Source organism: Thermodesulfovibrio sp. TK110 (assembly GCF_054658355.1).
Genome location: NZ_BAAHNB010000001.1, coordinates 1,021,401 through 1,044,762, shown reverse-complemented (window position 1 = coordinate 1,044,762; position 23,362 = coordinate 1,021,401). Strand labels below are relative to the sequence as shown.

The following is a 23,362-nucleotide window of genomic DNA, read 5'->3' as shown; positions in this document are numbered from 1 at the left end:
CTCCTTTTATCTTGGCATAATGTTAACTGGCTGATTAGTAGAATCTTTTGGTGATTCAGGATTTTTTGAGCTTTCTTTGGATTCCTGATGAGTTTCAGGCAAACTAAAATTCTGTATTTCTTTATTAGCCAGAGCTTCTTTCATGAATTGAGCCCATATTGGTGCAGAAACCCTTCCACCTGCTTCTCCAGCTCCAAGACTTCTTCTCATATCATCATAACCAACCCAAACTCCAGCAACAAGTTGTGGTGTATATCCAATAAACCATGCATCTTTAAAATCGTTGCTCGTTCCTGTTTTGCCAGCTAAGGGTCTTCCAATGTTTGCTCTTGTACCTGTTCCGTAAGCGACAACATCTTTGAGCATGTTCGTAATAGTGTAGGCAACTTCTGGCGAGATTGCTTCTTCAAGCTGTGGCTCGTTCTGAAGTAAAATTTTTCCAGATGCATCAGTTACGTATTTTATTGCTATTGGTTTAATTCTTTTGCCTCCATTGGCAAATACAGCAAAGGCTGAGGTTAACTCAAGAGGAGAAACACTGAGACTACCAAGTGCAAGAGTCAGATCTGCTGGCATTTCTGAGTTAATTCCTGCTCTTCTGGCAAGATTTATTATTGAATCAACTCCGAGCATTTCTGCTAATCTAACTGTAGGAACATTTCGCGAATAAGCAAGGGCTACCCTTAGAGTGATCTCTCCCCAGAATTCACCATCATAGTTGGATGGTGACCATTCTTTTAGTCCTGTTCTGTAACTAATTGGCTCATCAAGAATAGTGCTTTCAGGTGTAAATCCCTTTTCTATTGCAGTAGCATAAACAAAGGGTTTAAAACTGCTTCCAGGTTGTCTGCGGGCATAAACTGCTCTATTAAATTCTCCTCTCTGGAAACTGTATCCACCGACCATTGCTCTTATATATCCTGATTGAGGATCCAATGCGACCAGAGCTCCCTCTATTTCTGGTTCCTGCTCAAGACAAAATAGAATCTCCCTGCCAATTGATTTGAACCTGACCATTATTACATCGCCTGGATGTAAAATATCTGTAAGATGAAAATTTTTTATAATTTTAACTTTGCCTGAAGAATCAACTATTTTGCTTGCCCATAAAGCATCTTGTAGATTCAGTTTGCCTTTCAATCCTCTTGCTTTAATAACTGCTTGATTTGGTGAAACGGATATAACAATACCTTTTGCAATATCTCCAACTGTTGGGCTAAAGGCAGTTTTTTCTTCCTTTTCTTCATTTTTTATAGAAACTTTACCAATTGGACCGCGCCAACCAATTCTTTTATCCACATCTCTAAGCCCTTCTTGCAGTGCTTTCTGAGCTGCCCGCTGAGCATGAGGATCAAGGGTTGTATAGACTCTTAAATTACCTTTGTAGATTTTTTCAATATCAAAGTTTTCTTCAAGTTGTTTTCTAACATATTCAAGGAAATAGTTGTAGTTTTCAGTAGAAATCCTCAATGAACTTAAATGAAGCACCTGAGAAGATGCTCTTTTTCTTTCCTGTGGAGTGATCAATTCTTCCTTTTCCATTCTTTCAAGTACTGTCTCCTGGCGCTGTTTTGCCTTAACAAGGTCATTGTATGGAGAATATGTATTTGGTGCTCTTATTAATCCTGCCAGTAAGGCTGCTTCAGGCAGAGTAATTTCATGTACTGATTTGCCAAAATATATCCTTGATGCCATTTCCACGCCATATGCTCCGTGTCCAAAATAAACATTGTTGAGATAAAGCTCAAGTATTTTTTCTTTGCTTAATTCCTTTTCAATTTTTATTGCAAGATAGGCTTCTTTTATTTTTCTTGAAAGTGTTTTCTCTGGAGTAAGAAACATTATTTTTGCAAGCTGCTGAGTGATTGTGCTTCCACCTTCTTTAAGGCTCATATGCAAAATATCAGTGAGTAAAGCTCTACCAACTCCAATATAGTCAATTCCTTTATGCTTCCAGAAGCGATTGTCCTCTGTAGCAACAACAGCATCTATAAGATGCTTTGGAATTTGTTTTAACGGAATATATATGCCCTTTTGAATCTTAAATTCACCAATTAGTGTTCCATCCTCTGCATAAACTTTTGTGCCCTGAGTTGGTTTTACTTTTTCAAAATCTTTTATTGAAGGTATGTCTCTGAACAGGGCAAATCCTGCACCTGCAAGAAATGCAATAAGCACAATAACTGTAATCAGAATAAGTTTAATTTTCATAGTAAATATTATAACCTGAAAATGCTGATAAAAAAAACTTTTGAGTGACGATTTGAAATTACTGAGATGGAATTAATCTGGTTTTTGCTTCCTAAGAGATTCCTGGACAGTTCTAAAATCGCTCAAACCAGTTTAATTCTATTTGCAAATTTAGGAGCAAACTCAGGAAAGAAATCTCTGATTAATATGTTACAATGAAATATGTTGGCTGATAAATTTTTTATGAAAAGAGCATTGATTCTTGCAAAAAGAGGAAACTGGAGAACATCTCCAAATCCAATGGTTGGTGCTGTGATTGTAAAAAATGGGAAGATTATATCAGAGGGATATCATAAAAAGGCGGGTTTGCCTCATGCTGAGGCTGAAGCTATAATGAATGCAAAAGAGTCTTTAGATGGTGCAACCCTCTATGTAACCCTTGAACCATGCTGTCATAAAGACAAAAAAACACCTCCCTGCACAGAGGCAATCATAAATTCAGGAATTAAACGGGTTGTTATTGCAATGAGAGATCCTAATCCAAAGGTTTCAGGAAAAGGAATTGAAGCACTGAAAGCTCATGGAATTGAGGTTATTGAGGGAGTTTTTGAAGAAGAAGCGAAAAAATTAAACGAATTTTATATAAAATACATAACCACCGGAACTCCCTTTGTAATTCTTAAAATAGCAATGACAATGGATGGTAAAATTGCTACTCCTCTGGGTGAATCTAAATGGATTACTTCAGAAAAATCAAGAAAACTTGTGCATCTTATGCGTTCAAGAGTTGATGCCTTGCTTTCTGCCTGTGGCACAGTGTTGAAAGACAATCCCATGTTTACATCAAGAATAAAAAGAGGCAAAAATCCATTGAGAGTTATTATAGATCCTGAACTTAAGATTCCTTTAAATTATCATGTTTACAATCCTCCACCAGCTACAATAGCTGTAGTTCACGATAGAAAAATAGATGATGATAAACTAAAGGTTTTACAGAGCAGAGGAGTAGAAATTATCTCTTTTTCTTCTGAAAAAGTTGATCTTCAATGGCTTATGAAAGAACTTGGTAAAAGAGAAATTACTTCTTTGATGATTGAAGGAGGCTCGTCATTGAACAGTTATGCTTTATGGAGCAGAGTAGTTGATAAATTAATGATTTTTATTGCACCAAAGATAATAGGTGGTATAGATTCTTATCCATGTGTGGGAGGAAAATTTTATAAAAATCTCAACGAAGCCTTTGAAATAAAGGATTTAAAGATAAAAAAGATGTCAGATGATATTCTCATAGAAGGATATTTAAAAAAGGCTTGAAAAATTTTCAATTTTGAGCTAAAGTTGTATTAATTAAGATTTTTTCAAGAAAGGAGGTGAGACAGAATGAAAAAGCTTTTAACCATTATGGTAGCAGCCATGTTTATTTTTGCTTTTGGTTGTGCTACAAAGGATTATGTGAAGCAGGAGATTGATCCTCTTGTTGACAGAATAGGCAAGCTTGAATCAAAGGTAAACAATCTTGAATCAAAGGTTAATGCTCTGGACAAAAAGATTGATGATTGTTGCACAAAGGCTGATGATGCTGCAAAGAGAGCAGAGGCAGCTGCTCAAAGAGCAGAGGATGCTGCAAAGAGAGCAGAGGCAGCTTCACAGAAAGCAGGAAAGGCATTTGAGCTTCAGCAGAAGAAATAATTTAAATTTTTTAGAGCCACAGATCAGAAGGTATGATCTGTGGCTCTTTATTTTTTATGCTTACAGAGGTGGGGATCCCGCTTTTTTGTTTAACTACATTATAAAGTTTGAAAGTATCTACATATTTTAAAAGCCCTTTTTTAGAAAGCTGTTCCATTGCATTTTTAAGATAATCAAAATCTTTTATCTGATCATCCTTGTGAACTTCCACATAAACATCATTACCAATTTTCCCTACTTTTACAGGTTGTCTTACAATTAATACTTCAGTTCCAACAGGAACCATATCAAAAAGTTTTGGAATATCTTCTGGATAAAGTCTAATGCAACCATGAGTAACTTTTCTTCCAACAGCCCATGGTCTGTTTGTCCCATGAATTAAATAACTTAATCCAGAGAGTCTCATTGCATGTGTTCCAAGGGGATTTTCAGGTCCAGGAGGAACAACTGCTGGAAGCTCTGGTCTTTCCTTTCTGATTGATTCTGGAACATACCATGGAGGATTAACAATCTTATGAGATATTTTAAACTTTCCCACAGGAGTTTCAACTCCGTCATCTCCTATGCCAATTGGAAATGTGGTAACCAGTTGTTCTCTGGATTTTTTATGAAAATAGTAAAGTCTCATTTCAGATAAATTTATAATTATTCCCTGAAAGTTATCCGGTCTGTCTGGTAGAATCCAGAAAGTTGGAATTATTGCCTTATTTCCATCTCCAGGGACAAAGGGATCCAGTAGAGGATTAGCGTCTGCTATTTCATTATAGCCTAAATCATACTGTCTTGCAATTTCTATAAGTGATTCTTTATTTTTTATTATGTGCGTTTGCAGTTTTCCAATAACTGTCGTATCCTGTGAGATAGAGAAACTCTCTCCATAGGAGAGATTAAAGTTTAGAAATAGGAAATAAAAAATTGTTAAACCAATCCATTTTTTCATATTAGTTTTTATTCTACCAAATTAAAACGGTCCCAACGGGATTTGAACCCGTGCTTTAGCCTTGAGAGGGCTACGTCCTAAACCTGGCTAGACGATGGGACCTTAAAAAATACTGGGGAGAGAGGATTCGAACCCCTACAAGCAGATCCAGAGTCTGCCGTCCTGCCGTTAGACGACTCCCCAATCTTTTATTGATATATCATAAAAATGTTTAAATTGTCAAACTTTAAAGCCTGTTAATCCATATATGATGGTTAAATAATTGAATTTGTATCCATAGTTTGATATACTTAATTATGCATCCCTATGTAGAACTGGCTAAGAAAACTGTGGAAGATTATGTAAAAACAGGGAAAATACCTGCAATTCCTGAAAATATTCCTCCTGATATGAAAAGAAAAGCAGGAGTATTTGTTTCAATCAAAAAAAAAGGTCAACTTCGTGGATGCATAGGAACATTTTTACCTGCCACTGAAAATATATACACAGAAATAGTGAGGAATGCTGTAGCTTCAGCAACTGAAGATCCTCGTTTTCCTCCGGTTCAACCTCAGGAGCTTGAGGATCTGGAATATTCAGTTGATATATTAAGCCCTCCAGAGCCTGTAAAAAGCCTTGATGAACTTGATCCAAAAAAATACGGAGTTATTGTTATAAAGGGATGGCAGAAGGGTTTGCTTCTTCCTGATATAGAGGGCGTAAATACTGTTGATGAGCAATTAAGAATTGCCAAACTCAAGGCAGGTATTGACCCATATGATTCTCAGGTGGAGATTTACAAATTTAAAGTGGAGCGCTACAGGTAAATTTTTCTTGCCAGAGCGTGTTTTTTATTTCATCTATTAATGGAATAAGTGTTTCCCTGTCTTTTGCTGATATTCCTATTGCATTGTATCTTCTGCAGATTTGCTCAACCTCAGAGGATGGGATTTTGTCAATTTTATTAAAAACAAGAATAACAGGTTTAGTATCAAGCCCTAATTCTTTAAGAATGCTATTGACAGAATCAATATGATTTTCAAACTGGGGATTGGAAATATCAACAAGATGAATAAGTAAAGAAGCATCTTCCAGCTCTTCCAGTGTAGCCTTAAATGCTGAAACAATGTCCTCTGGCAGGTCTCTTATAAAGCCAACTGTATCAGTAATTATAAGCTCCTTTTCTTCGGGAAATTTCAATCTTCTTGAAGATGTATCAAGGGTTGCAAACATTTTATCTTCAACAAAAACACTGCTTTTTGTAAGTGCATTAAGAAGTGTAGATTTGCCAGCATTTGTATAACCTATGATTGAAACAATGGGAATTGAGAGTTCTTTTCTTCGTTTTTTTCTTTCCATTCTTGCCAGTGTGAGTTTTTCAAGTTCATTTTCAAGATGGTGAATCCGTTCCTTTATTCTCCGCCTGTCAATCTCCAGTTTTGTCTCTCCAGGACCTCTTCCTCCAATTCCACCAGCAAGCCTTGACATGGCAGTTCCTTTACCTGTAAGTCTTGGAAGCATATATCTTAATTGAGCAAGCTCTACCTGAACTTTTCCATCCCTTGTGTGAGCTCTTCTTGCAAAAATATCAAGTATAAGCTGGCTACGGTCTATTACCTTTAACTCTGTCATATCAGTTATTGCTCTTATCTGGGATGGGGTTAAATTTTGATCAAACACAAGAAGAGTTGCTCCCATTTCCATTGCTTTGATAATTAATTCTCTGAGTTTACCTTCTCCAAGAAGGTATTTTGGATTTATCTGCTTTACTCTTTGAATGATTTTATCTATTACAACCACATCAGCTGATTTTGCAAGTTCTTCTAATTCCTCCATGTGTTCTTCAAGAATGTATTTTGGTGCTGTGGAAACACTGATTAGAATAGCCTTTTCCCGTGGGTCATTTATATCAATAGCTCTTGCTCTATCCATCTCTGCTTCAAGATTATTGATAAACTCTTTAAAATTAAACTTTAAAGAGTAAAAATTTGATGAAATAACTTCAATTTGATTTTCTTTTCCATAAGGTAAAAGATGAACAATATGAATGAGCTCAGGTAATCCTCTTTCATGGGTTAAAACAGCCAGAGCATCAAATCTTAAAAGTCTTAGATCTGTAATATCTTCTCTATCAGGCATTTCTTTATTTAAATGGGTATGGATGTATCTTAAGCCTCTTAAGGGTTTTTTTCCTACATTAAAATCTTCAAGTGAAGGTATTAATATTGAATGAGCAGTGCCAACTATTACATGGGTTATATTGCCTGCTCTGTCAATTAAAATTCCGATTTGTCTGTTAATTTCAAAGGAAAGAGCACATAAAGATTTTGCTAATTCAGCAGTTATAAAGACTTCTACGGGCTGTTTTTTTCTGTAAAGTTTTTCTATTGCATAAATAATGCTTTTTTTTAATCCTGCTATGTTGCCGTAAACTTTAGCTATTTTTTACTGCCTCCTTAATATAAAAATAGCAAATTTTTAGATTTTTCTCAAATGACCATTGATAGAATGATTCTTGAAATTCCAGCAAGTATCAATGCTAATAACACAGTTAAGCATGAAATTAAAATCATTCTCTTAAATCCCAACTCTTTTACCAGTACTCCCATTGTTCCAACGCAGGGTATATAAAATATAGTAAATATGGTGTACACAACTAATTGAATAGATGTCATGACAGTGTTAAGATCAGTTGTATGCATTGCCTGAAAAAGCATTATCATTGAGAGTTCTTTCCTGAGAATTCCAAAAAGAAGCGTTACTCCTGTTTGCTCGGGCAGTCCAAGAAGTGAACTCACTAAAGGAGCAAATAGTTTGTTTAAAATTAAATCTATCTTTAAATATTCCAGAAAACTGAGAGCAATACTGCTTATAATTAAAAGTGGCCATGCAATAAGCATAAAATCTTTGAGTCTCAGCCATGTTTTCATAAAAACATTTTTTACTGCAGGAATTCTCAATGGTGGAATCTCCATTATTAATCCAGGAGTAATTTCAGGAATAAATTTTGTTAACAAAGCACCCAAAATCATGATTACAAAAAGATTAAAAAGATAAAGTCCCGCAGCAGCCAATCCTCCAATATATGCTCCAACCAGTCCAAATATAACTGTTGTTCTGGCTGCACATGGAATCAAAACAGAGAGAGTTGCTGTAATAAAACGATCTCTTGGAGACTCAAGTATTCTTGTTGCCATAACTCCTGGTACATTACATCCGTATGAAACAACAAAAGGAAGAATACTTTTTCCATGCAATCCAATTCTATGCATTATTGTATCCATTAAAAAAGCCATTCTTGGTAGATAACCTATGTCTTCCAGAACAGTTAATCCAATAAAAAATGGTATTAAGTAAGGAATAGCAACGCCAAGTCCTCCAGAAAAACCTTCAAGCAATCCTTTAACAATGAAGTATGGTAAACTGTTTTCTTCAATAAACTCTGGCAACTTTTCAATCAAGGAATCAAAAACCTCTGTGATAGGCTCTTCAATGAATTTTCCTACTTCAAAAACTATATAGAAAATTCCAAAGAGGATTAAAAATAACAAAGGATATCCAAGATATTTGTTTATAAGCAGATTATCAATACGCTCTCTAAAAGATTTTAAAGGCTCTCCAACCCTTGCTACATCTTCAAATATATTCATTGTGAGAGCATGTCTTTCAGAAGATATTACAGTATCTGCATGTCTTCCATGCGTTGCCTTAATCTCTTCTCTTATAGTTTTAATTTTTTCTAAAATCTCTGGAAATTTTTCAATTTCTTTAAAAAGCTCCTTGTCTCCTTCAATTAATTTTACAGCAATATATCTTCTGGGAATGTTTCTTAAAAATTCATCAGGAATGATTTTTTCAATTTCTTCAATTTTTTCTTCTATATCTTTGTGGAAAAACTGAATTTTTGGGATAAGCCTTTTATAGTAAGCCTGCTTTGCAGAGACAAAAATAGCATCAAGCCCGATTCCTTTATTGGCAACAGTTTCAATAACAGGAATACCAAAAATTTGAGAAAGTTTCTTACTGTTGATGTCAATGCCTTTTCTACGAGCTTCATCTATCATATTTAAACAAATAACCATTGGAACCTGAAGTTCTGTAAGTTGTAATGTAAGTTCAAGACTTCTTGAAAGAGTGGATGCATCAATTACATTTATAACAACATCTGCCTGTCCTGATAAAATGTATTTTCTTGATTCCAGTTCAGCCATATCAATGGCTGTGAGAGAATAAATCCCCGGTAAGTCAACAATTTCAAAGGTTTCATCTCCAACCTTTACCTTACTTACTGTATAATGGACTGTTTGCCCGGGAAAGTTGGCAGTTATTGTTTTATATCCTGCAACTCCGTTAAAAATTGTGCTTTTGCCACAATTGGGCTGTCCTACAAAAGCGATTTTCATTCTAATTCCTCCACTTCTATCTTTGAAGCCACACCTCTACCAAGGGCTACATCAAAACCATTTACTTCCAGAAGAACAGGACCGCCCAAAAAAGAGTTTTTTTTCAAAGTTACAATGTCACCAATGTGTATCCCAAGACATTGAAGATGTTGCCGTATCCCTCTTCCGCCTAAGATTTTGAGAATTTTTGCTCGTTTACCGTTATTTACATCAAGCAATGTTTTCATTAAAAGCCTCCGTATATTATTTTTGCAATTTCTCTGTAAATTCAATAATTTTATTTATCGTTTCCTCTGAAAGGTCATGTTCCATTTTGTGCACATCTTTTAAGGCTGACTGTTCACTCACATTGAGAATTTCTGTTAAAAATTTATAGAGAATTTTTTTTCTATTTTCCATTTTCTTTGCTATATCAAGCCCTTTTTCTGTAAGCGTTATGTATTCATATTTCTGATAATTAACAAGCCCTTTTTCTGAAAGGCTTTTAACTGCAACAACTACACTTGACAGCTTAACCCCTCTTTTTTTAGCAATATCTTTTACCCTCACAACAGGTGCGCATTTTAAAATTTCAAAAATATCAAAAAGATAATCCTCAAGATTTTCAGTTAATTCTAATTTTAAATGTTCTTCAACATTATCTACATTTTCTACAAATGCCACACACATATATTCCTCTAATTTTATTAGATAATTCTAATTATGAAATATAATTTCTAATTTTGTCAAGAGGAATTAATTTTTGAGATTGCCAGTAGCGTAGTCTCAGCCCCTGATGTCAGGGATTCCTGTTTGGAGTTTTATCAAAAACTTCTATGCAATTAAGCAGTCTAAGACTTTTCAAGCCATTTTGCCGTTCGGTATAGATAATGAAAAATCCTTACATTCAGTAAATGTAGGTAATTTATGTTATAGAATATCTATAAGACTGATGAACAAAAACATTGCATTAAAAATAGGCATTGCAGCTACCTTTCATGACATAGGAAAGCTTTATATCCTTGCAACAAGCTATTTGAAAGCAAAAAATGGACAGTTTGACAGTAAAATAGTAAAAACTCTTGAGGAGGTTTTGCATGAAAGTAAAAATCTGTGGGATGAAGCGCAAGGAAGACATTATTACTGCATGTTACGAGGGGGCTGATGCTCTGGGATTTATCATAGGAGCAATTTATAAAACCCCTGATGAAATCTCAATAACAGAGCTTGAAAAGCTGATTGAATATATCCCACCACTTGTTACTCCAGTGATAGTTACACATCTTGTAAATCCACTGAGCATAATTTCACTGGCACAGAAAACTCATGTCAGGACATTTCAGCTACAGGGAGATGTTTCTCCTGATGACATCAAGGATATTAAAAAGAAACTCCCTTATCTAACAATAATCAAAGCAATCCATGTAACTGATGAGCATTCAATACATATAGCCAAACAATATGAAAAGGTGGCTGATATCTTACTTCTTGATAGCAGAACCAGTGATAGGATTGGTGGCACAGGTTTAACACATGACTGGAGTATATCAAGGAAGATAGTTAAATCTGTTAGTGTGCCTGTTTTTTTAGCTGGGGGACTTACACCTGAAAATGTAAAACAGGCAATACAGATAGTCCAGCCATATGGAGTGGATGTAAACACAGGAACAAAGGATAGTAATGGCTTTAAAGACCCTGAAAAAGTGAGATTGTTTATAAGGAATGCAAAAGGAATTAATAACAGATGTTTTGCAGTTTAGCATTCCTTGCATAGTTTACATTTTATGAGTCCATAAAAATTTTTTTTTTATAAACAATGTCCATCTTTCCTCAAAATAAAATCTCTTCGAAATAGAATTATGCTTGTTCACTGTTAATCCTCCTGAGTTTTTTCTCATAGGCATTAGATAGTTCCTCTGAAAGCCTCTCTATCTCTTCTGCAAGCCTTACTATATCTATGGAGCCTCTTAATTTTACCAGTTTATCCTTAGTGGATGCATCTGCATCAGGAAGGTTTAAAACCCTTCTAAATGGTATCTCCATCTCATGTGTCCTTGTGACATGGCTACCTTCTCTATGCCTTGAGATTAGCTTCATCTGGGGCATAAAGAGATTTTGCCTTATGCTTATCAGCATCTCAAGCCTCCTAAGGATCTTTAATTCTTCCTCTGTATCATACCTCCTCTATCCTGTATATGCCCTCACCATTGACCAGTTTTTGCTCTCTACATAGGGTGCGTCATTCTTCCTGTAAGGCCTCGACCTTGTAAATCTTATACCCCTTTCCTTGCAGAATCTCTCCATATGGGCATTTATGAATTCAGAGCCATTGTCAGAATGTATTGCCCTCACAGGCACTGGCATAACCTTAAGTATCTCCTCAAGAGCCTGAACTGTCCATATCATTGCCTTGTTCTTTATCGGTCTCAGTTCTGTCCATCCTGTTGATACCTCTGTTGCTGTAAGGGTATAGATGAATTCTCCCTTCCCTGATGCCCCTGAATGATGAACAAGGTCTATCTCAAGATAACCTGGTTGTTTTGGTTTGTCAAACCAGGATTCTACCATTATAGATTTCTTAAGGTTGCTGCTAAAGGGATTGCTACGATATTTCTGCTTCAGTTTTATCCTGTCCCTGTAGGGTTTAAGAAGTCTGTCTACTGTGCTATGAGATATCTTTAACAGTAGTGCCTTTATCCGTTCATTAACATACTTTCTGACTTCAGGATGATTAAAGAGTATCTCATGATTAAGCCTTATGAAGCCTACAAGATGTTTTGAGGAGGCATATCCTGTGAGTCTCCATATCTTCCTTAATGCCTTCTCTACAGAGTCATCATAGACCTTCTTTCTGCCCCTTTTTGATACGCAAGAAAGGGTAGGATCAGCTATAACCACTGTCCTTGACTTTCTTATTAACTTCTTGCCTGAGTTCCTTAAAAGACTGGAAATATATTGTTTGTTCATGTGAAGTATAAGGGAAAGTTCCTTAAGTAGCTGGGACTTCTGTTTCTTGTTAGCCTTTCTGTATAGCTCTGCATTGTTAAGGATGATGACTAATTTGTTCTTCATGGTGTATACTCCTTTAGGTATACTGGCAAGCATCCTGTAAACCTCCTTTTTGTAAGATTTTTGCTTAAACCATAAAGGTTTAAAGGATGCTTGCCCTTTTTGTCAATTTTGAGGAAACAACACCTCTTCAAAGAGATTATTTTTGAGGAAACGCGGGGGGTTGACTACTCTGCAATAGATCCTCTATCATATACTGTGGAGATATCAACAAATTTCTCTTCAACTTCAAATAATGTTTCACAAATCACCTTGCAATTTTTTACTCCTCTTAGAATAATTAATGAAAAAACTTGTCAAAAATCTCGAATTTCATCATCTTATTCGTTCCCTTTTAAGAAGGCTATCTATATTATATTACTTTTATGTTTCAGATATGTTTCAGAAGAAATGCCTAAAATACCTGCTAAAGAATTCATTAATAAAGCTTTAGAAGTTAAAGTTAAAGATTCTAAACTTCGTTGGTTTGACTGGGAGCGGTATTCCTATCGTCAAAATCGTCGAATGATACTTGGTGGTTTAATCGGAACAATAACTTTTGAGGGAAACATTGGTCCATTTCTTTCTATTCTTAAAGCAGGAGAAATCTTTCATTGTGGTAAAAATACATCCTTTGGCCTTGGAAAATATAGAATTATATAAAAATGAATCTAATTTATCAAATAGGTAGATTTGAAAAAAATGCTTTTGAATCAATAAATTTTTTAATTGATAATCAAATATTTGAAGCTTCATTAAGCTCTCTGGCTTTAAGAGAATATTTTACAAAAAAAGAAGTCAATTCTAAAGTAATTCTTCTTTATCCAGTGAGTCTTCTTTTTAATAAAAGGACAATAGAAAGATCTTCTGATTTACCTCAAACTTTTAAAGAAAAAATTTTAAAAATTTTAAATTCATTTGACGATAGAGAAGTCTTTTTCTCAGATCCTTATTTATTTTATAAACTTCATCCTCATTCTGAGTTAGCGGATGGCTTTTCAGTTATTCATAGTCTTGGAGAGTATGAAGGTGTCAAATTTCAGGCAACATTTGAAGAGCTTGTTTTTGAGATTTTTCTTGATATGGTAGAAAGATATATCAAGGAACCTTTTAAAGCAATTTATCTTGATATTTCAAGTGGTTTAAATATTTATGTTTCTGCCTTAATAGAAGCTGGAAGACTTTTTCTTACTTTTTATAAATTACAAAACTTTTTAGTAGAAGATAATTCTTTAGCAGTTTTTCTCTACTTTTCTGATCCTATTACTCAACCCATAGAAAACAGAATTTTTCAATTACATATATCTTATAAATTAGAAGTAAAAACCTTTTTTTCTCATCCTCTACCTCCAGATGTGAATAACACAGAAAATGCCTATCCTAATTTTATAAAAAGTCTTGCTGGAGAGGATAAAGAAACCAAGAAATGGTTTACCACATTGCTTGCTCCTCTTTTAACAAAAAGTTGTTTATTTTATTCAGCTTTAAAAAATAATACACCACTTATATTTTACACTTTTTCTTATCATGAAGAAGAGGAGATTAAATCTGCCATTATGAAGGTCACTGATTTTCTAAAGAATAAAATTTGTAAAAATTATCAGAAAACCCCAGGATTGAATATAGATCTTTATCGTAAATTATTCTTAGTTCTTTCTCTATATTTAGGAATAATTAGAGTATTGAGAAGATATGAGATATATCCAAAAATGGAAGTTTCCATATCAGAATTGGAATCAAAATTTAGACATCGTGAAAATACACTATATAAGCATTTTGAACTCCTTTCAAATAGAAGATATCTTGCTCAAGAATTAGATAATAATTTCAATAAGGAGGAGATAAAAAATAAATTTGAAAAGGAATATAAGCTTTTAAAGGAATTTATTTCAGGGGAGATCTTGGATAAGGATATTAAGCCAAGAAACTTTTTAGCACATTGTGGGTTTGAGAGAAATTGTGTTGAAGTAAAAAGGGATGGGGATGAGGTTTACATCAGGTATAAAAATGAGCCAGAGATTTTATCAAGGCTTGCAAAAATTCTTTTAGAAAATGAAAGAAAAAGCTCTTAAAGAAAAACTTCAGTGATTGGAAAAAATAGCTTTATATAATGGTCAAAATATTGAATTTTCCAATAATATAGTTTGTATTATAAGTTTTAAAAATCTTTCTTTTCTTGAGAATAAAAGAACTAAAATTTTAGTAGATAAGAATCGTAATTATTTGAGGACATATCTTAATTTCAAGGAATCTCCTGATATCTGGCAATTTTTATTTCAAAAGTATTTTAAGAATCCTGAGGTCAACATAGGCTGAAGGCTTAAGGCTGAAGTTTTGATTTCTGAATTGTCAACGTGAATTCATTAATCACTTAAGCCTAAAGCCTAACGCCTTAAGCCTGACTTTAAGTCGCAGCCTGTGCCATATTAACAGCGCTATTTTTCACAAAAATAGGGCATTATAAGGCTTTACCTAAGATTTTTGATCAAATTTATAGGCAAGATTTTCTTGATGATTTTTTCTTTGCTCCTGCCTTTATTTTTACCGTCTTTGAATCAACAGCTGATTTATTAAAAGTCAACCTACATCTTTATAGCTCTATCTTTTGAAACAAAAATCAGCAGCTCTGATAGATTAATCAAACTCTTTTGGTAAATAAAATTAAAGATAAAAAACCTGTGCTGGAAAAGATATATCAATTTATCTTTTCCCAAGAGAAATCCTTAATATTCCTCTCCCCTGAAGAAAACTCAATCCCTATAAGATAAATCTCTTTGAATGAACCCTCATACTTCTTATGATAACCCTTCTCCTTTAATTGAGCTAAAGCTTTACCCTCTCCCTCCTCTCCCTCAACCACCTTGAACTCAAAAAGATAAACCCTATCCCTATATAGCACCGTCAAATCTATCTGCCCCTTATTCGTTATATCCTCAGGTATCACCTCAAGCCCTGACCCACATAAAAAGGCATAAAAACAACTTGCATAATACCCCTCATAACGAAAAAGCTCATTCTTCCTGAACCAATCATGGGGTATCCCTGCATAAAGACCCTCAAGAGTCTTTTTCATCTTCTCAAAATCCCTCTCCCTCACTGCCTCAATCATCTTAAGAGATAGCCTTGGCCTTTCTGAACTGAGCTGAGTAAAATAAGAAAAAAGAACTCTATTTAAGCTAATCTTTACCTCTTTATTCGGATAAGAAAGCTTATAGAGAATGAACCCTTCCTCTTCAATAGTTTCTTTAATGGTCAAATAACCCACCTGAAAGAGAAGGTTTTCTGGCTCAATATAGTCAAGGTCAAAGGTGCCAATAAGGTCATCAGTTGCAGTTAGGTCTTCAAGCTCAGGAAGATAAAAACGCTTCTCAAGAAGAAGCTTTACAAGAAAACTGGGAGTCCCAGTCTCAAACCAGTAAGGGTGAAAGGTTCTTTTCTCAAGATAGAGAAGCACATCAAAGGGATTGTAAACTGGCTCTCCAAGCCAGGAATAACCATTATACCAGCATCTTATAAGCTCTAAATCCTTATCTTGTAATTCTTCTCTGAAGACCTCTTCAAGCTCTTTTTGAGTGTATCCACAGATTTCTGCAAATCTCTTATCAAGGGTAATATCATTTAATTGATTTAGGCCTGAAAAAAGGGAGACCTTTGAGAATTTGGAAACCCCTGTAATAAAAACAAACTTTAAATAGACATCTGCATCCTTTATAACCCCATAGAGATTCTTTAAATGCTCCCTTAAGGTTAAACTTAGTTCCTTGTTTTCTATGCGATCAAGAATGGGCTTATCATATTCATCTATCAGAACTACAACCTTGGCTTTATACTTCTCATAGGCCTTTTCAATAAGATCTTCAAAGGAAGCCCTATAATCAGAAGAATCTTCCCAATCTAATTGAAGGGTTTTATAATTTTTCTTAAGAATTCTTTTTATCCGCAAAAGGAAATCTTCTTCACTTAAGATATTGCCAGCACCAAAACTTATGTGAATAACAGGATACCTGACACTCCAGTCCCAGTTCTTTTCAAGATAAAGCCCTTGAAAAAGCTCTTTTTTTCCAAGGAAGGCCTGCTTTAGGGTGTCCACAAAAAGGGATTTTCCAAATCTCCTCGGGCGAGAGAGAAAATAATAAGTGCCCTCTTCAACAAGCTTTGCAACAAAAGGGGTTTTATCCACATAATAATAGGGCTCACTTCTAATCTTTTCAAAGCTTGAAATCCCGATGGGCAGGTTCTTCTTCATAGCTTTATTTTAAAACTTCTTTTTTTAAAATTCAATTGTTTTTCGCTTTCATTTTTTTGAGATTTAAATCTTAGATTTAAATAGAGGAGATGTAGGGGTTCAAAATTTTGAACCCCTACAAAGTCTACAAAGTCTCAGCCCCTGACGTCAGGGATTCCTGTTTGGAGGAATTGTTCCTGTAAATTTTGACAAAGATTCTAGTCTCAGCCCCTGACGTCAGGGATTCCTGTTTGGAGGATATCTTGTTCAGGTTATATGAACGGAAATCTGTCTCAGCCCCTGACGTCAGGGATTCCTGTTTGGAGAGGAAAGGATGCAAGGCAATCCCCGTTCCCCGTATTGTCTCAGCCCCTGACGTCAGGGATTCCTGTTTGGAGTATTGCCCTGTAACTCATTGTTTTCAAAGAACTTTTTTGGAGGTTTTTGCAAACCTCCCAAGTTTTAAAAGTTTTTAACAACTTTTTAACATAGGTTTGCATACCTACGATGAAATTATATAACAAAAGCATCTTTATCATCAATTGATACTGCAGCTTTTCCAACTGTTTTTGCATCTAATATGTCTGTAAGTAGATATATCTTTATGAATCCTGTTTTCACATTAAGAGACTTTAGCTCAGATATTAGTTTTTTCTTGAGTGATTCATTTAGTCTACATTCAAAGACACTTTTCTGAACTCTGAACCCATAGTTTTTAAGCAGTTTGTCCACCTTGAGTCTTTCTCTATCATCGGAAATGTCATAAACCACTACATATTCATTGAATCTTTTACCAGGGTATCTCAAAGATCAGCTCCTCGTCTTTGTTTATCCAATTTTTAATTTTTTCTACTTGAGTATAAATAAAGTCGTTTAATGAGCTGGCATCAGAGGAATAAACTTTGTTTAGATATTCTTCGTACTGAATTATAAGCTTTGGTAGCATTGATGATTTTAATAAATATGTGCCATCAATTTCTTTAAAGTCTTTTTTCTCAATCATTTTGAGGTTGACAAGATTTATTATAAAGCTGTCCATGCGTGCTCTTAAAAGCTCTTGCAGGTCTGCTACAAGGGATTCATAGTTGTTTTCAGGACTATGAAGAAATCCAAGATATGGATTGAGTCCGTGGGAGCATACAATTGTTCTTATTCTGTTAAATGTAAGGTGACTGCATATGTTCAGTAATGAATTGATAGGGTCTGGAGATTTTCTGTTTCTGGTCTTTATATGGAAGTCTCTGTTTTTTATTAGAAAATTCATGGCTTTATAAATCTCTTTTGCGGCTATGGCTTCATATCCACGAACTGTGTCTAAGGTGGTTGCATCAATGATTTTTTGCCGCAGATGTTTGAGTTTATCCTTTATCTGGCTGGCAAAAAGATGTCGCTTCATGGTAATGAGAATTTCATAGCTTTTTAGTTTGAGCGCAGCCAACTGTTTTGCATAAAGGACTATCATTTCATCTGTGAGGGAGTGATACTTGGCTGTGTGTTTTACTATGGATTCGTAGTGGGATTTATGATCTGCTCTGACAATGATTACAGGAGATAGGAAGTTTGAGGAAATGATAAGGGGAATATTGTTTTTTAAGCATTTCCTTAGCATGGGAGTGGTAATTACACTGTCCGCATTTATTATTATCTCACTTATTCTGTTAAGGGGCACTGTTTGTGTTGCTCCATCACTGGTAGTTATCTTTACTGTTTCTGAAGAGATGCTCAGATGGGTATCTGAAGTGGCTATGTAGAGAGGTTTTCTCAATCTTTGGGATTGTTTCTTTGTCTGGATCTCTATTCCTGCGAATTTTATGTTTTCCTCATTGCTGTATTTGATTGATTTTTCATTTATTTTGAGATTAAGCCTCTCAAGTAATTGCTTTGCAAGAGAGAGTTTTTCCTGTAGTGCCTCTTCATTGGATGACAGAATAAGATAAGTATCCGCATATCTTAAAGCAACTGTTTCATTGTCGTTAAGAGCTTTGTCTATGTCAATGAGATAGATATTTGCAAAAAGAGGAGATAGAGGACTTCCCATTGGAAGTCCTTTTATGCGTTTTTGGAGCTTGCCTTTGTGGATGTAGCCTACTTTAAGAAATTTTTCAATGAGTTTTAATAAAAAATGGTCAGCTAAGGGTATAATTTGTTTGAGTTTGTTTAAAAGTTTATCATGATCTATCTGACTATAGAATCCATCTATGCTAAAAGTGAGGATTTTGTCATATCCAGAGTTGATAAGCTCATCAATGCGGGCTTTTATGTCTTTGTCTGAAAAGTGGGGTCTAAAGCCCATTACAGTGAGAGGTAGCAGATTGTCAACAGGATTTTTTAGGATTTTATAAATAAATGAGTGCAGTATCTGATCTTTCCAGTATAGTTTTTCTGTAATTATCTGCTCTGTTTTAAAAGCTTCTGATGGTATTGGCTCATAATTGGCAGTGATGAAGGAGTTGTAAAGCTGTTTTGTTATTTGTTGCAAGCTTAAGCCATTAAAGTTTTCTCTGTTTTTGTCCACATAGTATTGCAGTGTTTCATTAAGGGGAATTGAGTTTATATATGATACTGAGTCATGATGGATCATGTAGTAGCCTCTACCATAGGATAAGGAGCTACCTGCATGGAGCTCTGAACATAGTATGAGATAGGGTAGGATAGGATCAATATTTCCACGAAAGTATATCTTGCCTGTGCATCCGTTAATGTATCTTATGTTGCCTCTTTGAGATGAAGACTCTACAGCAAGCTCTTCATAGCTCCAGTAGGGAAGAAAAATTATTCCTTCTTCAATGTTGATGGAGCTTTCTATGCTGAAAAGTCGCTTCAGTCTTGATGAAAATAGGGATAGGAAGTTTATGAGACTGATATGGGCTCTTTTTTTGGGATGTTCAGGTTTGAATGGAAGGGGAGTGAGAAACTCAATACAGAGTTCTTTTTGCTTAGCTAATTTTTCATAGATTTCTTCATGCAGTATCCCATAGTTTCTCAACTGAGGAGTTGATGCTTCCAGTAGTCGGATGTTTCTTGAATTCCATGAGTCTTGAAAGTAGAGCTGAAGAGCATCGGCAAAAATTAAGGTTTGCTGAGAAGTAGCGGGCAGTAGAAAGGTTACATGAAATGTTTTATTTTTGCGGAGTCTGTATTTTAATGGCTTTCCATCAATGTGATATATTATATCTGAAGCAAGATTAATAGCTTGGTTTATCTCCTTTGTTACTGCTTCTATGATTGAGTAAACAGAGGTGAAAAGACTGTTTTTTGCCTCAAAGGCTGCTCTTATCCTGAACCAGTAAATGTTTGATAGTTCGGACTGTTGCATTTTTTAAGTTTGCATTCCTATTACTTGCTCAGGCTCTGGTAAAATCTTTCTTTTTCTGAATTCATTAAGCGATAGATATTCAGTGCTTTCATTGTCAGGTTTATTCTTAAAGTTAAGCATTATCATTAGCTTTTTCATTCTTTGGTGATTCCAGAGACTGTTGAGCTGTTTCTCGCCAAGTTTTTCCAGAATGTAGTTTTCAAAGGCTTTTTTAAACTCAGTTGTGTCAACGGATTTCATTGGTTCATTCCATTCGTAGAATAACTCTGTATATCTTTTTGTCCTGTCTGATATATAAAGCCTTGGCTTAATCCTTATTGAGCCAAGTCCAAGAGGCTTTCCCATTCCCAGTTTGTGAGCACAGCCTTCTGGAAGCTCAATGGCAAAAAGCAGGGCTCCGAGCTCAACCTGTGATATGTTTTCAAAACGAATTCTACCAAAGAACTTAACTCCTTCTTTTACAGGAGTAATACGGGTATACTGTGTTTTGTGTTTTTTAATGTTTTCTTCGTCAGTCTCCTGCCATTCTTTGCCATCTTTATGCCAGTAAAGTTTATAGCCACGAATCTGATTTGGACTATTGTAGTGGGCGAGATTTTCTGGAAACTCTCTTAGATTTTCATTTTTCTGGATGAGATAGTGTTGAAAAGCTGTTGGTTTAGGAGAGGAGAGAATGTTTGGTGTTGAAGGGGGTAGAAGGGGATTTTCAGCTCCTGAAAGATAGGCATCCTCAAAGAATACTCTGGTTGCATGATTTGTTTCTTTGCCAAATATTGCTTCTGCTATGTCAATGAAGTTTTCATTTTTTAGTTCTGAAGGAATGTGGTCTCCTATGGTTTTTTCATAGGGGATGCGAAACATTAAAGTATGACCAAAGGCTATTCTTTTGCGGTTGTTAGAGTCATAGTATTCACTGTAAAAGCAGGGAACTTCCTTATGTTTTTCAAGTGTTTTGATTAAGTCAACATATGCTTTTCTTGTTTTGTCATTTTTGTAGTCATTAATATCGTCTTCTGAAAGATGAATTTTGTTACTGTAATCTTTAGGTTTTTCAATGAAGTAGTCATGTTTTTTGTTTCCCATAGGACCTGAAACCACCAGATACCCATCTTTGCCATTGTATGTCATGGGATAAAAATTAAAGGGTTTTGTATTTTCAAGCAAAATTTTTACATCGTCTTTTTCAATCTTTTTAAATGATGTGGGAACTATGTAATAGTTTAAGCCTTCTTTAGTCAGTATGCCAGCTTCTGGTTTTTTTATTTTCTTTCTGTATTCATCTCTAAGGTTTTTGCATGCATCTGCAAAGCTTCTAAAGTAGAGACGTCTGTCATCAAAGAATGTGAACTTTCCAAAGCTTATGATCTCAACCATTGTTCTTATCATGCCTCTTAAGGAACTGCCAGGAATTCGGAGAATACCACCAGGAGAAAAGAAATCTGGATTGATGTATTGCTGTTCATTCTTCTGCATTTTTAATTTCTCTTTGTATTCCTGCTCTGTAAGGGTATCTCTGATATAAAGAGGAGTGAGGGTTTCTATTTCAATGTCAATGTAACCAGTATATCTTTCAGGATGATATTTGTCAAATTCAGGTATTTCTTCAGCTTGTACGACTTTATTATTTAATGGGATAAAATTGTAAGGAGCATGGGAATAAATCTCTTTGTTCTGATTATTTTTATTTTTCATAGGTTTCATTGGCTTTCCTCCTTATTGAAGTGGTTTTTTGTTGCTGTCTAAAAATTCTATAAATCGACAATCACTGTATGTAGCAAGGCAAGTGATAGGATGAAACTGAATGTAGTTTCTTGTTTTTATAAAAACACGATTTTTTCTGTTATCCACGGTAAAATTGGTAAAAGGCAGTATAAGCTCAGTGCCACGCTCTTCAAAAAGCTTTGACCAGCCATCGGTAAGCTTCTTTTTGTCAGTGCCCCAGAGCACCTGACAGGCATCTACTACATAGGTTTCTGTGCCTTCTTCGTCTATTCTTAACCTTCCTTTTAGTCCTGTATCTGTCTGCCAGAGGAAAAGTTCTTTTTGAGCGTTAAATATTCTTAGCTTCAATAAATAGTCTGGCTGTATGATTTTGTTTTGATAAAACTCAAACTCTCCATTTATAACTCTTCCTATTAGCACATCATAGGTAAGATAAGCAACGGCAAATCCATGAGTGTTAAAGTAGTTTGAGATTGTGCCTTTAAAGTCCTTAATTTCTGGAAAGATGTCAATCTTTGATAGTATCTGTTTTAGTTCAAGTCCATTTTCCTTTAACATTTTTCACCTCCATAGTTTACAAGAGAATCTACAAAACTTTGAAGAGTCTTCTTTTCTTCCTCACTAAGTTTTGCTAAATCTTCAATGACTACTTTCGTGTCTTTATAGTTTATCACTGCTTTTTTACCTTCAAGGACTCCTCTTCCAATAGATTTTTCTCCTCCCACGGCAATATCACCTGTCCATAGATCCTTAAGCACAAGAAGTATTAGCCCTATTTCATGAGGTTCTGGATTGTCTATTAGGAATCTAACATGGAAAAGGCTTTCATTCTTGCCTTTAAAAAGAGGCTTTGTTTCCATAAGAGCAGATTCAATGGTGCCACCTGTAAATCTGTCTATCTTGATTCTTGTCTGCACTTCAGAGGGAAAGTCTTTTAGAATTGTTTCTTCAACTATTACTTTTCCTTTTATCGGCTCTGATACATTGGGTCCTGCAATACCAAAGAGGTAGTCTAAGATCTCTTTTGATTTTCCAAGCGTGTTTATAATTCTTTCAGCTCTTGCACGAATTGCACCTTTAAGGGATGTGCCTGGAAGAACATAGTCATTTCCTGATTTTATATGCTCAGTGTCTGGTAAATTAGGGTCTACTGAGTAGGAGCGAATGATGAGGGAGTTTTTGATGGTAAAGAAAGCATCTATGTTAAACTGGTTGTGAGAGATGGGTAATGGATTAATGCGAAACTCGGAGACTTCTGGAAGTATTCCTGTTTTGAGATACTTAAACCAGTTAAGAACGCTTTGCTTATTGGAGAAGTCAAACTCATAAACTTTCCAGTCATTGAGTCTTACTCTACCAAATCCGCTGTTGGTTTTTGCACCAATGCGAATTTTTTCATTCTTAAGAAGCTCAATTATGGTTGAAAGCATCTGTTTTTTAAATTCATCCTCTGTTGCTGTGAGGGTAATCTCAAGATTGAGGTTAAAGATGCTACCTGGTTGTATTATTTCATAGTCAAACTTTGCATGCTCCTCTGCAATGCCTTTTTTGTTGTTGATTCTGACTCCATCACGTATTGACACTGAAACATCTCCTACTGATAAAAGATCACTGCATGCAATGGAGCTCTGTCTTGAATTGTATTCATCAGAGCGTTTTGTTCCCCAAAAGTATTCAATCTTAGAGCTTTCAATCCCTGCTTGTTCAGTTTTATGTCTTAGCACACCTATGAAGGATGTGGCAGGTATAAAGGGCTTACCTTCACTGTCTTTCATCACATCAAGATCACTTTTTTCATCCATACCAGAACCAATAATAGCAGGTGATAAAAGTTTAATGTTTCCTTTTAGAATAAGCTTTCCTTTTATCAT

At 35.1% G+C, this 23,362-nt stretch carries 21 protein-coding genes and 2 tRNA genes; 7 read left to right on the top strand and 16 right to left on the bottom strand.

The window, feature by feature from the left end; translation table 11 throughout:
* Positions 1-6: 6 nt before the first annotated feature.
* Entirely contained in the window at positions 7-2,211 is a 2,205-nt protein-coding gene (locus ACYQ3X_RS05410) for a penicillin-binding protein 1A (RefSeq protein WP_460180799.1), read from the bottom strand.
* A gap of 222 nt (positions 2,212-2,433) precedes the next feature.
* Between ACYQ3X_RS05410 and ribD the strand changes: the two genes are divergently transcribed.
* Positions 2,434-3,504, top strand: coding sequence for a bifunctional diaminohydroxyphosphoribosylaminopyrimidine deaminase/5-amino-6-(5-phosphoribosylamino)uracil reductase RibD (gene ribD, locus ACYQ3X_RS05405; protein WP_460180798.1), 1,071 nt, complete (start codon positions 2,434-2,436; stop codon positions 3,502-3,504).
* Between the two features lie 66 nt (positions 3,505-3,570).
* Positions 3,571-3,879: an Lpp/OprI family alanine-zipper lipoprotein gene (locus tag ACYQ3X_RS05400; RefSeq protein WP_460180797.1), complete on the top strand. Its 309-nt coding sequence runs from the start codon at positions 3,571-3,573 to the stop codon at positions 3,877-3,879.
* Positions 3,880-3,889: 10 nt separating this feature from the next.
* Here the strand turns inward: ACYQ3X_RS05400 and ACYQ3X_RS05395 are convergent, their stop codons facing one another.
* The 3 genes from ACYQ3X_RS05395 to ACYQ3X_RS05385 form a co-directional block, all read right to left on the bottom strand.
* The gene (locus tag ACYQ3X_RS05395) at positions 3,890-4,819 is read right to left on the bottom strand and encodes a L,D-transpeptidase family protein (RefSeq protein WP_460180796.1); all 930 of its coding nucleotides are present in this window, start codon (positions 4,817-4,819) and stop codon (positions 3,890-3,892) included.
* 27 nt (positions 4,820-4,846) lie between these two features.
* Positions 4,847-4,921: transfer RNA gene (locus tag ACYQ3X_RS05390), tRNA-Glu, on the bottom strand.
* A 10-nt stretch (positions 4,922-4,931) separates the two neighbouring features.
* Positions 4,932-5,002, bottom strand: a tRNA-Gln gene (locus ACYQ3X_RS05385).
* 113 nt (positions 5,003-5,115) lie between these two features.
* On the opposite strand from ACYQ3X_RS05385, the gene amrA reads away from it, so the two are divergent.
* A complete protein-coding gene (gene amrA, locus ACYQ3X_RS05380) occupies positions 5,116-5,625 on the top strand; it encodes an AmmeMemoRadiSam system protein A (RefSeq protein WP_460180795.1) in 510 nt (169 codons plus the stop codon).
* On the opposite strand, the gene hflX is transcribed toward amrA, so the two are convergent.
* The 4 genes from hflX to ACYQ3X_RS05360 all read right to left on the bottom strand — a co-directional run bounded on the left by hflX (position 5,603) and on the right by ACYQ3X_RS05360 (position 9,870).
* Positions 5,603-6,937, bottom strand: coding sequence for a GTPase HflX (gene hflX / locus ACYQ3X_RS05375; protein WP_460180794.1), 1,335 nt, complete (start codon positions 6,935-6,937; stop codon positions 5,603-5,605). The genes amrA and hflX overlap by 23 nt on opposite strands.
* Before the next feature lie 350 nt (positions 6,938-7,287).
* Complete coding sequence (gene feoB, locus ACYQ3X_RS05370; RefSeq protein WP_460180793.1) at positions 7,288-9,201, bottom strand: ferrous iron transport protein B; 1,914 nt, start codon at positions 9,199-9,201, stop codon at positions 7,288-7,290.
* Positions 9,198-9,428: a FeoA family protein gene (locus tag ACYQ3X_RS05365; RefSeq protein ID WP_460180792.1), complete on the bottom strand. Its 231-nt coding sequence runs from the start codon at positions 9,426-9,428 to the stop codon at positions 9,198-9,200. The genes feoB and ACYQ3X_RS05365 overlap by 4 nt, the downstream gene beginning before the upstream one ends.
* Positions 9,429-9,444: 16 nt before the next feature.
* A complete protein-coding gene (locus ACYQ3X_RS05360; protein ID WP_460180791.1) occupies positions 9,445-9,870 on the bottom strand; it encodes a metal-dependent transcriptional regulator in 426 nt (141 codons plus the stop codon).
* Between the two features lie 106 nt (positions 9,871-9,976).
* Here ACYQ3X_RS05360 and ACYQ3X_RS05355 point away from each other — a divergent pair, with 106 nt between their 5' ends.
* Both ACYQ3X_RS05355 and ACYQ3X_RS05350 read left to right on the top strand, forming a co-directional pair.
* Positions 9,977-10,345 (top strand): hypothetical protein, encoded by a 369-nt coding sequence (locus tag ACYQ3X_RS05355; RefSeq protein WP_460180790.1) that lies wholly within the window; start codon positions 9,977-9,979, stop codon positions 10,343-10,345.
* Entirely contained in the window at positions 10,278-10,940 is a 663-nt protein-coding gene (locus tag ACYQ3X_RS05350; protein ID WP_460180789.1) for a phosphoribosylanthranilate isomerase, read from the top strand. The genes ACYQ3X_RS05355 and ACYQ3X_RS05350 overlap by 68 nt, the downstream gene beginning before the upstream one ends.
* Before the next feature lie 97 nt (positions 10,941-11,037).
* On the opposite strand, the gene ACYQ3X_RS05345 is transcribed toward ACYQ3X_RS05350, so the two are convergent.
* A complete protein-coding gene (locus tag ACYQ3X_RS05345) occupies positions 11,038-11,316 on the bottom strand; it encodes a hypothetical protein (protein ID WP_460180788.1) in 279 nt (92 codons plus the stop codon).
* Positions 11,317-11,364: 48 nt separating this feature from the next.
* On the bottom strand, positions 11,365-12,252 hold the full coding sequence (locus ACYQ3X_RS05340; RefSeq protein ID WP_460180787.1) for a DDE-type integrase/transposase/recombinase: 888 nt from the start codon (positions 12,250-12,252) through the stop codon (positions 11,365-11,367).
* A gap of 195 nt (positions 12,253-12,447) precedes the next feature.
* Between ACYQ3X_RS05340 and cas6 the strand changes: the two genes are divergently transcribed.
* On the top strand, positions 12,448-12,891 hold the full coding sequence (gene cas6 / locus ACYQ3X_RS05335) for a CRISPR system precrRNA processing endoribonuclease RAMP protein Cas6 (RefSeq protein WP_460181693.1): 444 nt from the start codon (positions 12,448-12,450) through the stop codon (positions 12,889-12,891).
* A gap of 2 nt (positions 12,892-12,893) precedes the next feature.
* Positions 12,894-14,300: a CRISPR-associated CARF protein Csx1 gene (gene csx1, locus ACYQ3X_RS05330; RefSeq protein WP_460180786.1), complete on the top strand. Its 1,407-nt coding sequence runs from the start codon at positions 12,894-12,896 to the stop codon at positions 14,298-14,300.
* Positions 14,301-14,923: 623 nt separating this feature from the next.
* Here csx1 and ACYQ3X_RS05325 read toward each other — a convergent pair.
* The 6 genes from ACYQ3X_RS05325 to ACYQ3X_RS05300 form a co-directional block, all read right to left on the bottom strand.
* Positions 14,924-16,474, bottom strand: a complete 1,551-nt coding sequence (locus ACYQ3X_RS05325; RefSeq protein WP_460180785.1) for an ATP-binding protein — start codon at positions 16,472-16,474, stop codon at positions 14,924-14,926.
* A gap of 492 nt (positions 16,475-16,966) precedes the next feature.
* Positions 16,967-17,260 (bottom strand): CRISPR-associated endonuclease Cas2, encoded by a 294-nt coding sequence (gene cas2, locus ACYQ3X_RS05320; RefSeq protein WP_460180784.1) that lies wholly within the window; start codon positions 17,258-17,260, stop codon positions 16,967-16,969.
* On the bottom strand, positions 17,244-19,769 hold the full coding sequence (gene cas1 / locus ACYQ3X_RS05315) for a CRISPR-associated endonuclease Cas1 (protein ID WP_460180783.1): 2,526 nt from the start codon (positions 19,767-19,769) through the stop codon (positions 17,244-17,246). Before cas1 ends, cas2 begins: the two co-directional genes overlap by 17 nt.
* 3 nt (positions 19,770-19,772) lie before the next feature.
* Positions 19,773-21,470, bottom strand: coding sequence for a TIGR03986 family type III CRISPR-associated RAMP protein (locus ACYQ3X_RS05310; protein WP_460180782.1), 1,698 nt, complete (start codon positions 21,468-21,470; stop codon positions 19,773-19,775).
* A gap of 12 nt (positions 21,471-21,482) precedes the next feature.
* On the bottom strand, positions 21,483-22,049 hold the full coding sequence (csx19, locus tag ACYQ3X_RS05305; protein ID WP_460180781.1) for a type III-D CRISPR-associated protein Csx19: 567 nt from the start codon (positions 22,047-22,049) through the stop codon (positions 21,483-21,485).
* A complete protein-coding gene (locus ACYQ3X_RS05300; RefSeq protein WP_460180780.1) occupies positions 22,043-23,362 on the bottom strand; it encodes an RAMP superfamily CRISPR-associated protein in 1,320 nt (439 codons plus the stop codon). Before ACYQ3X_RS05300 ends, csx19 begins: the two co-directional genes overlap by 7 nt.

Bases quoted from the DNA above. Each gene is read 5' to 3' on its own strand.
- ACYQ3X_RS05410 (WP_460180799.1), bottom strand. From the start codon at position 2,211: ATGAAAATTAAACTTATTCTGATTACAGTTATTGTGCTTATTGCATTT.
- ribD (WP_460180798.1), top strand. From the start codon at position 2,434: ATGAAAAGAGCATTGATTCTTGCAAAAAGAGGAAACTGGAGAACATCT.
- ACYQ3X_RS05400 (WP_460180797.1), top strand. From the start codon at position 3,571: ATGAAAAAGCTTTTAACCATTATGGTAGCAGCCATGTTTATTTTTGCT.
- ACYQ3X_RS05395 (WP_460180796.1), bottom strand. From the start codon at position 4,819: ATGAAAAAATGGATTGGTTTAACAATTTTTTATTTCCTATTTCTAAAC.
- amrA (WP_460180795.1), top strand. From the start codon at position 5,116: ATGCATCCCTATGTAGAACTGGCTAAGAAAACTGTGGAAGATTATGTA.
- hflX (WP_460180794.1), bottom strand. From the start codon at position 6,937: ATGCCTGATAGAGAAGATATTACAGATCTAAGACTTTTAAGATTTGAT.
- feoB (WP_460180793.1), bottom strand. From the start codon at position 9,201: ATGAAAATCGCTTTTGTAGGACAGCCCAATTGTGGCAAAAGCACAATT.
- ACYQ3X_RS05365 (WP_460180792.1), bottom strand. From the start codon at position 9,428: ATGAAAACATTGCTTGATGTAAATAACGGTAAACGAGCAAAAATTCTC.
- ACYQ3X_RS05360 (WP_460180791.1), bottom strand. From the start codon at position 9,870: ATGTGTGTGGCATTTGTAGAAAATGTAGATAATGTTGAAGAACATTTA.
- ACYQ3X_RS05355 (WP_460180790.1), top strand. From the start codon at position 9,977: ATGTCAGGGATTCCTGTTTGGAGTTTTATCAAAAACTTCTATGCAATT.
- ACYQ3X_RS05350 (WP_460180789.1), top strand. From the start codon at position 10,278: ATGAAAGTAAAAATCTGTGGGATGAAGCGCAAGGAAGACATTATTACT.
- ACYQ3X_RS05345 (WP_460180788.1), bottom strand. From the start codon at position 11,316: ATGCTGATAAGCATAAGGCAAAATCTCTTTATGCCCCAGATGAAGCTA.
- ACYQ3X_RS05340 (WP_460180787.1), bottom strand. From the start codon at position 12,252: ATGAAGAACAAATTAGTCATCATCCTTAACAATGCAGAGCTATACAGA.
- csx1 (WP_460180786.1), top strand. From the start codon at position 12,894: ATGAATCTAATTTATCAAATAGGTAGATTTGAAAAAAATGCTTTTGAA.
- ACYQ3X_RS05325 (WP_460180785.1), bottom strand. From the start codon at position 16,474: ATGAAGAAGAACCTGCCCATCGGGATTTCAAGCTTTGAAAAGATTAGA.
- cas1 (WP_460180783.1), bottom strand. From the start codon at position 19,769: ATGCAACAGTCCGAACTATCAAACATTTACTGGTTCAGGATAAGAGCA.
- ACYQ3X_RS05310 (WP_460180782.1), bottom strand. From the start codon at position 21,470: ATGAAACCTATGAAAAATAAAAATAATCAGAACAAAGAGATTTATTCC.
- csx19 (WP_460180781.1), bottom strand. From the start codon at position 22,049: ATGTTAAAGGAAAATGGACTTGAACTAAAACAGATACTATCAAAGATT.
- ACYQ3X_RS05300 (WP_460180780.1), bottom strand. From the start codon at position 23,362: ATGATAAAAGGAAAGCTTATTCTAAAAGGAAACATTAAACTTTTATCA.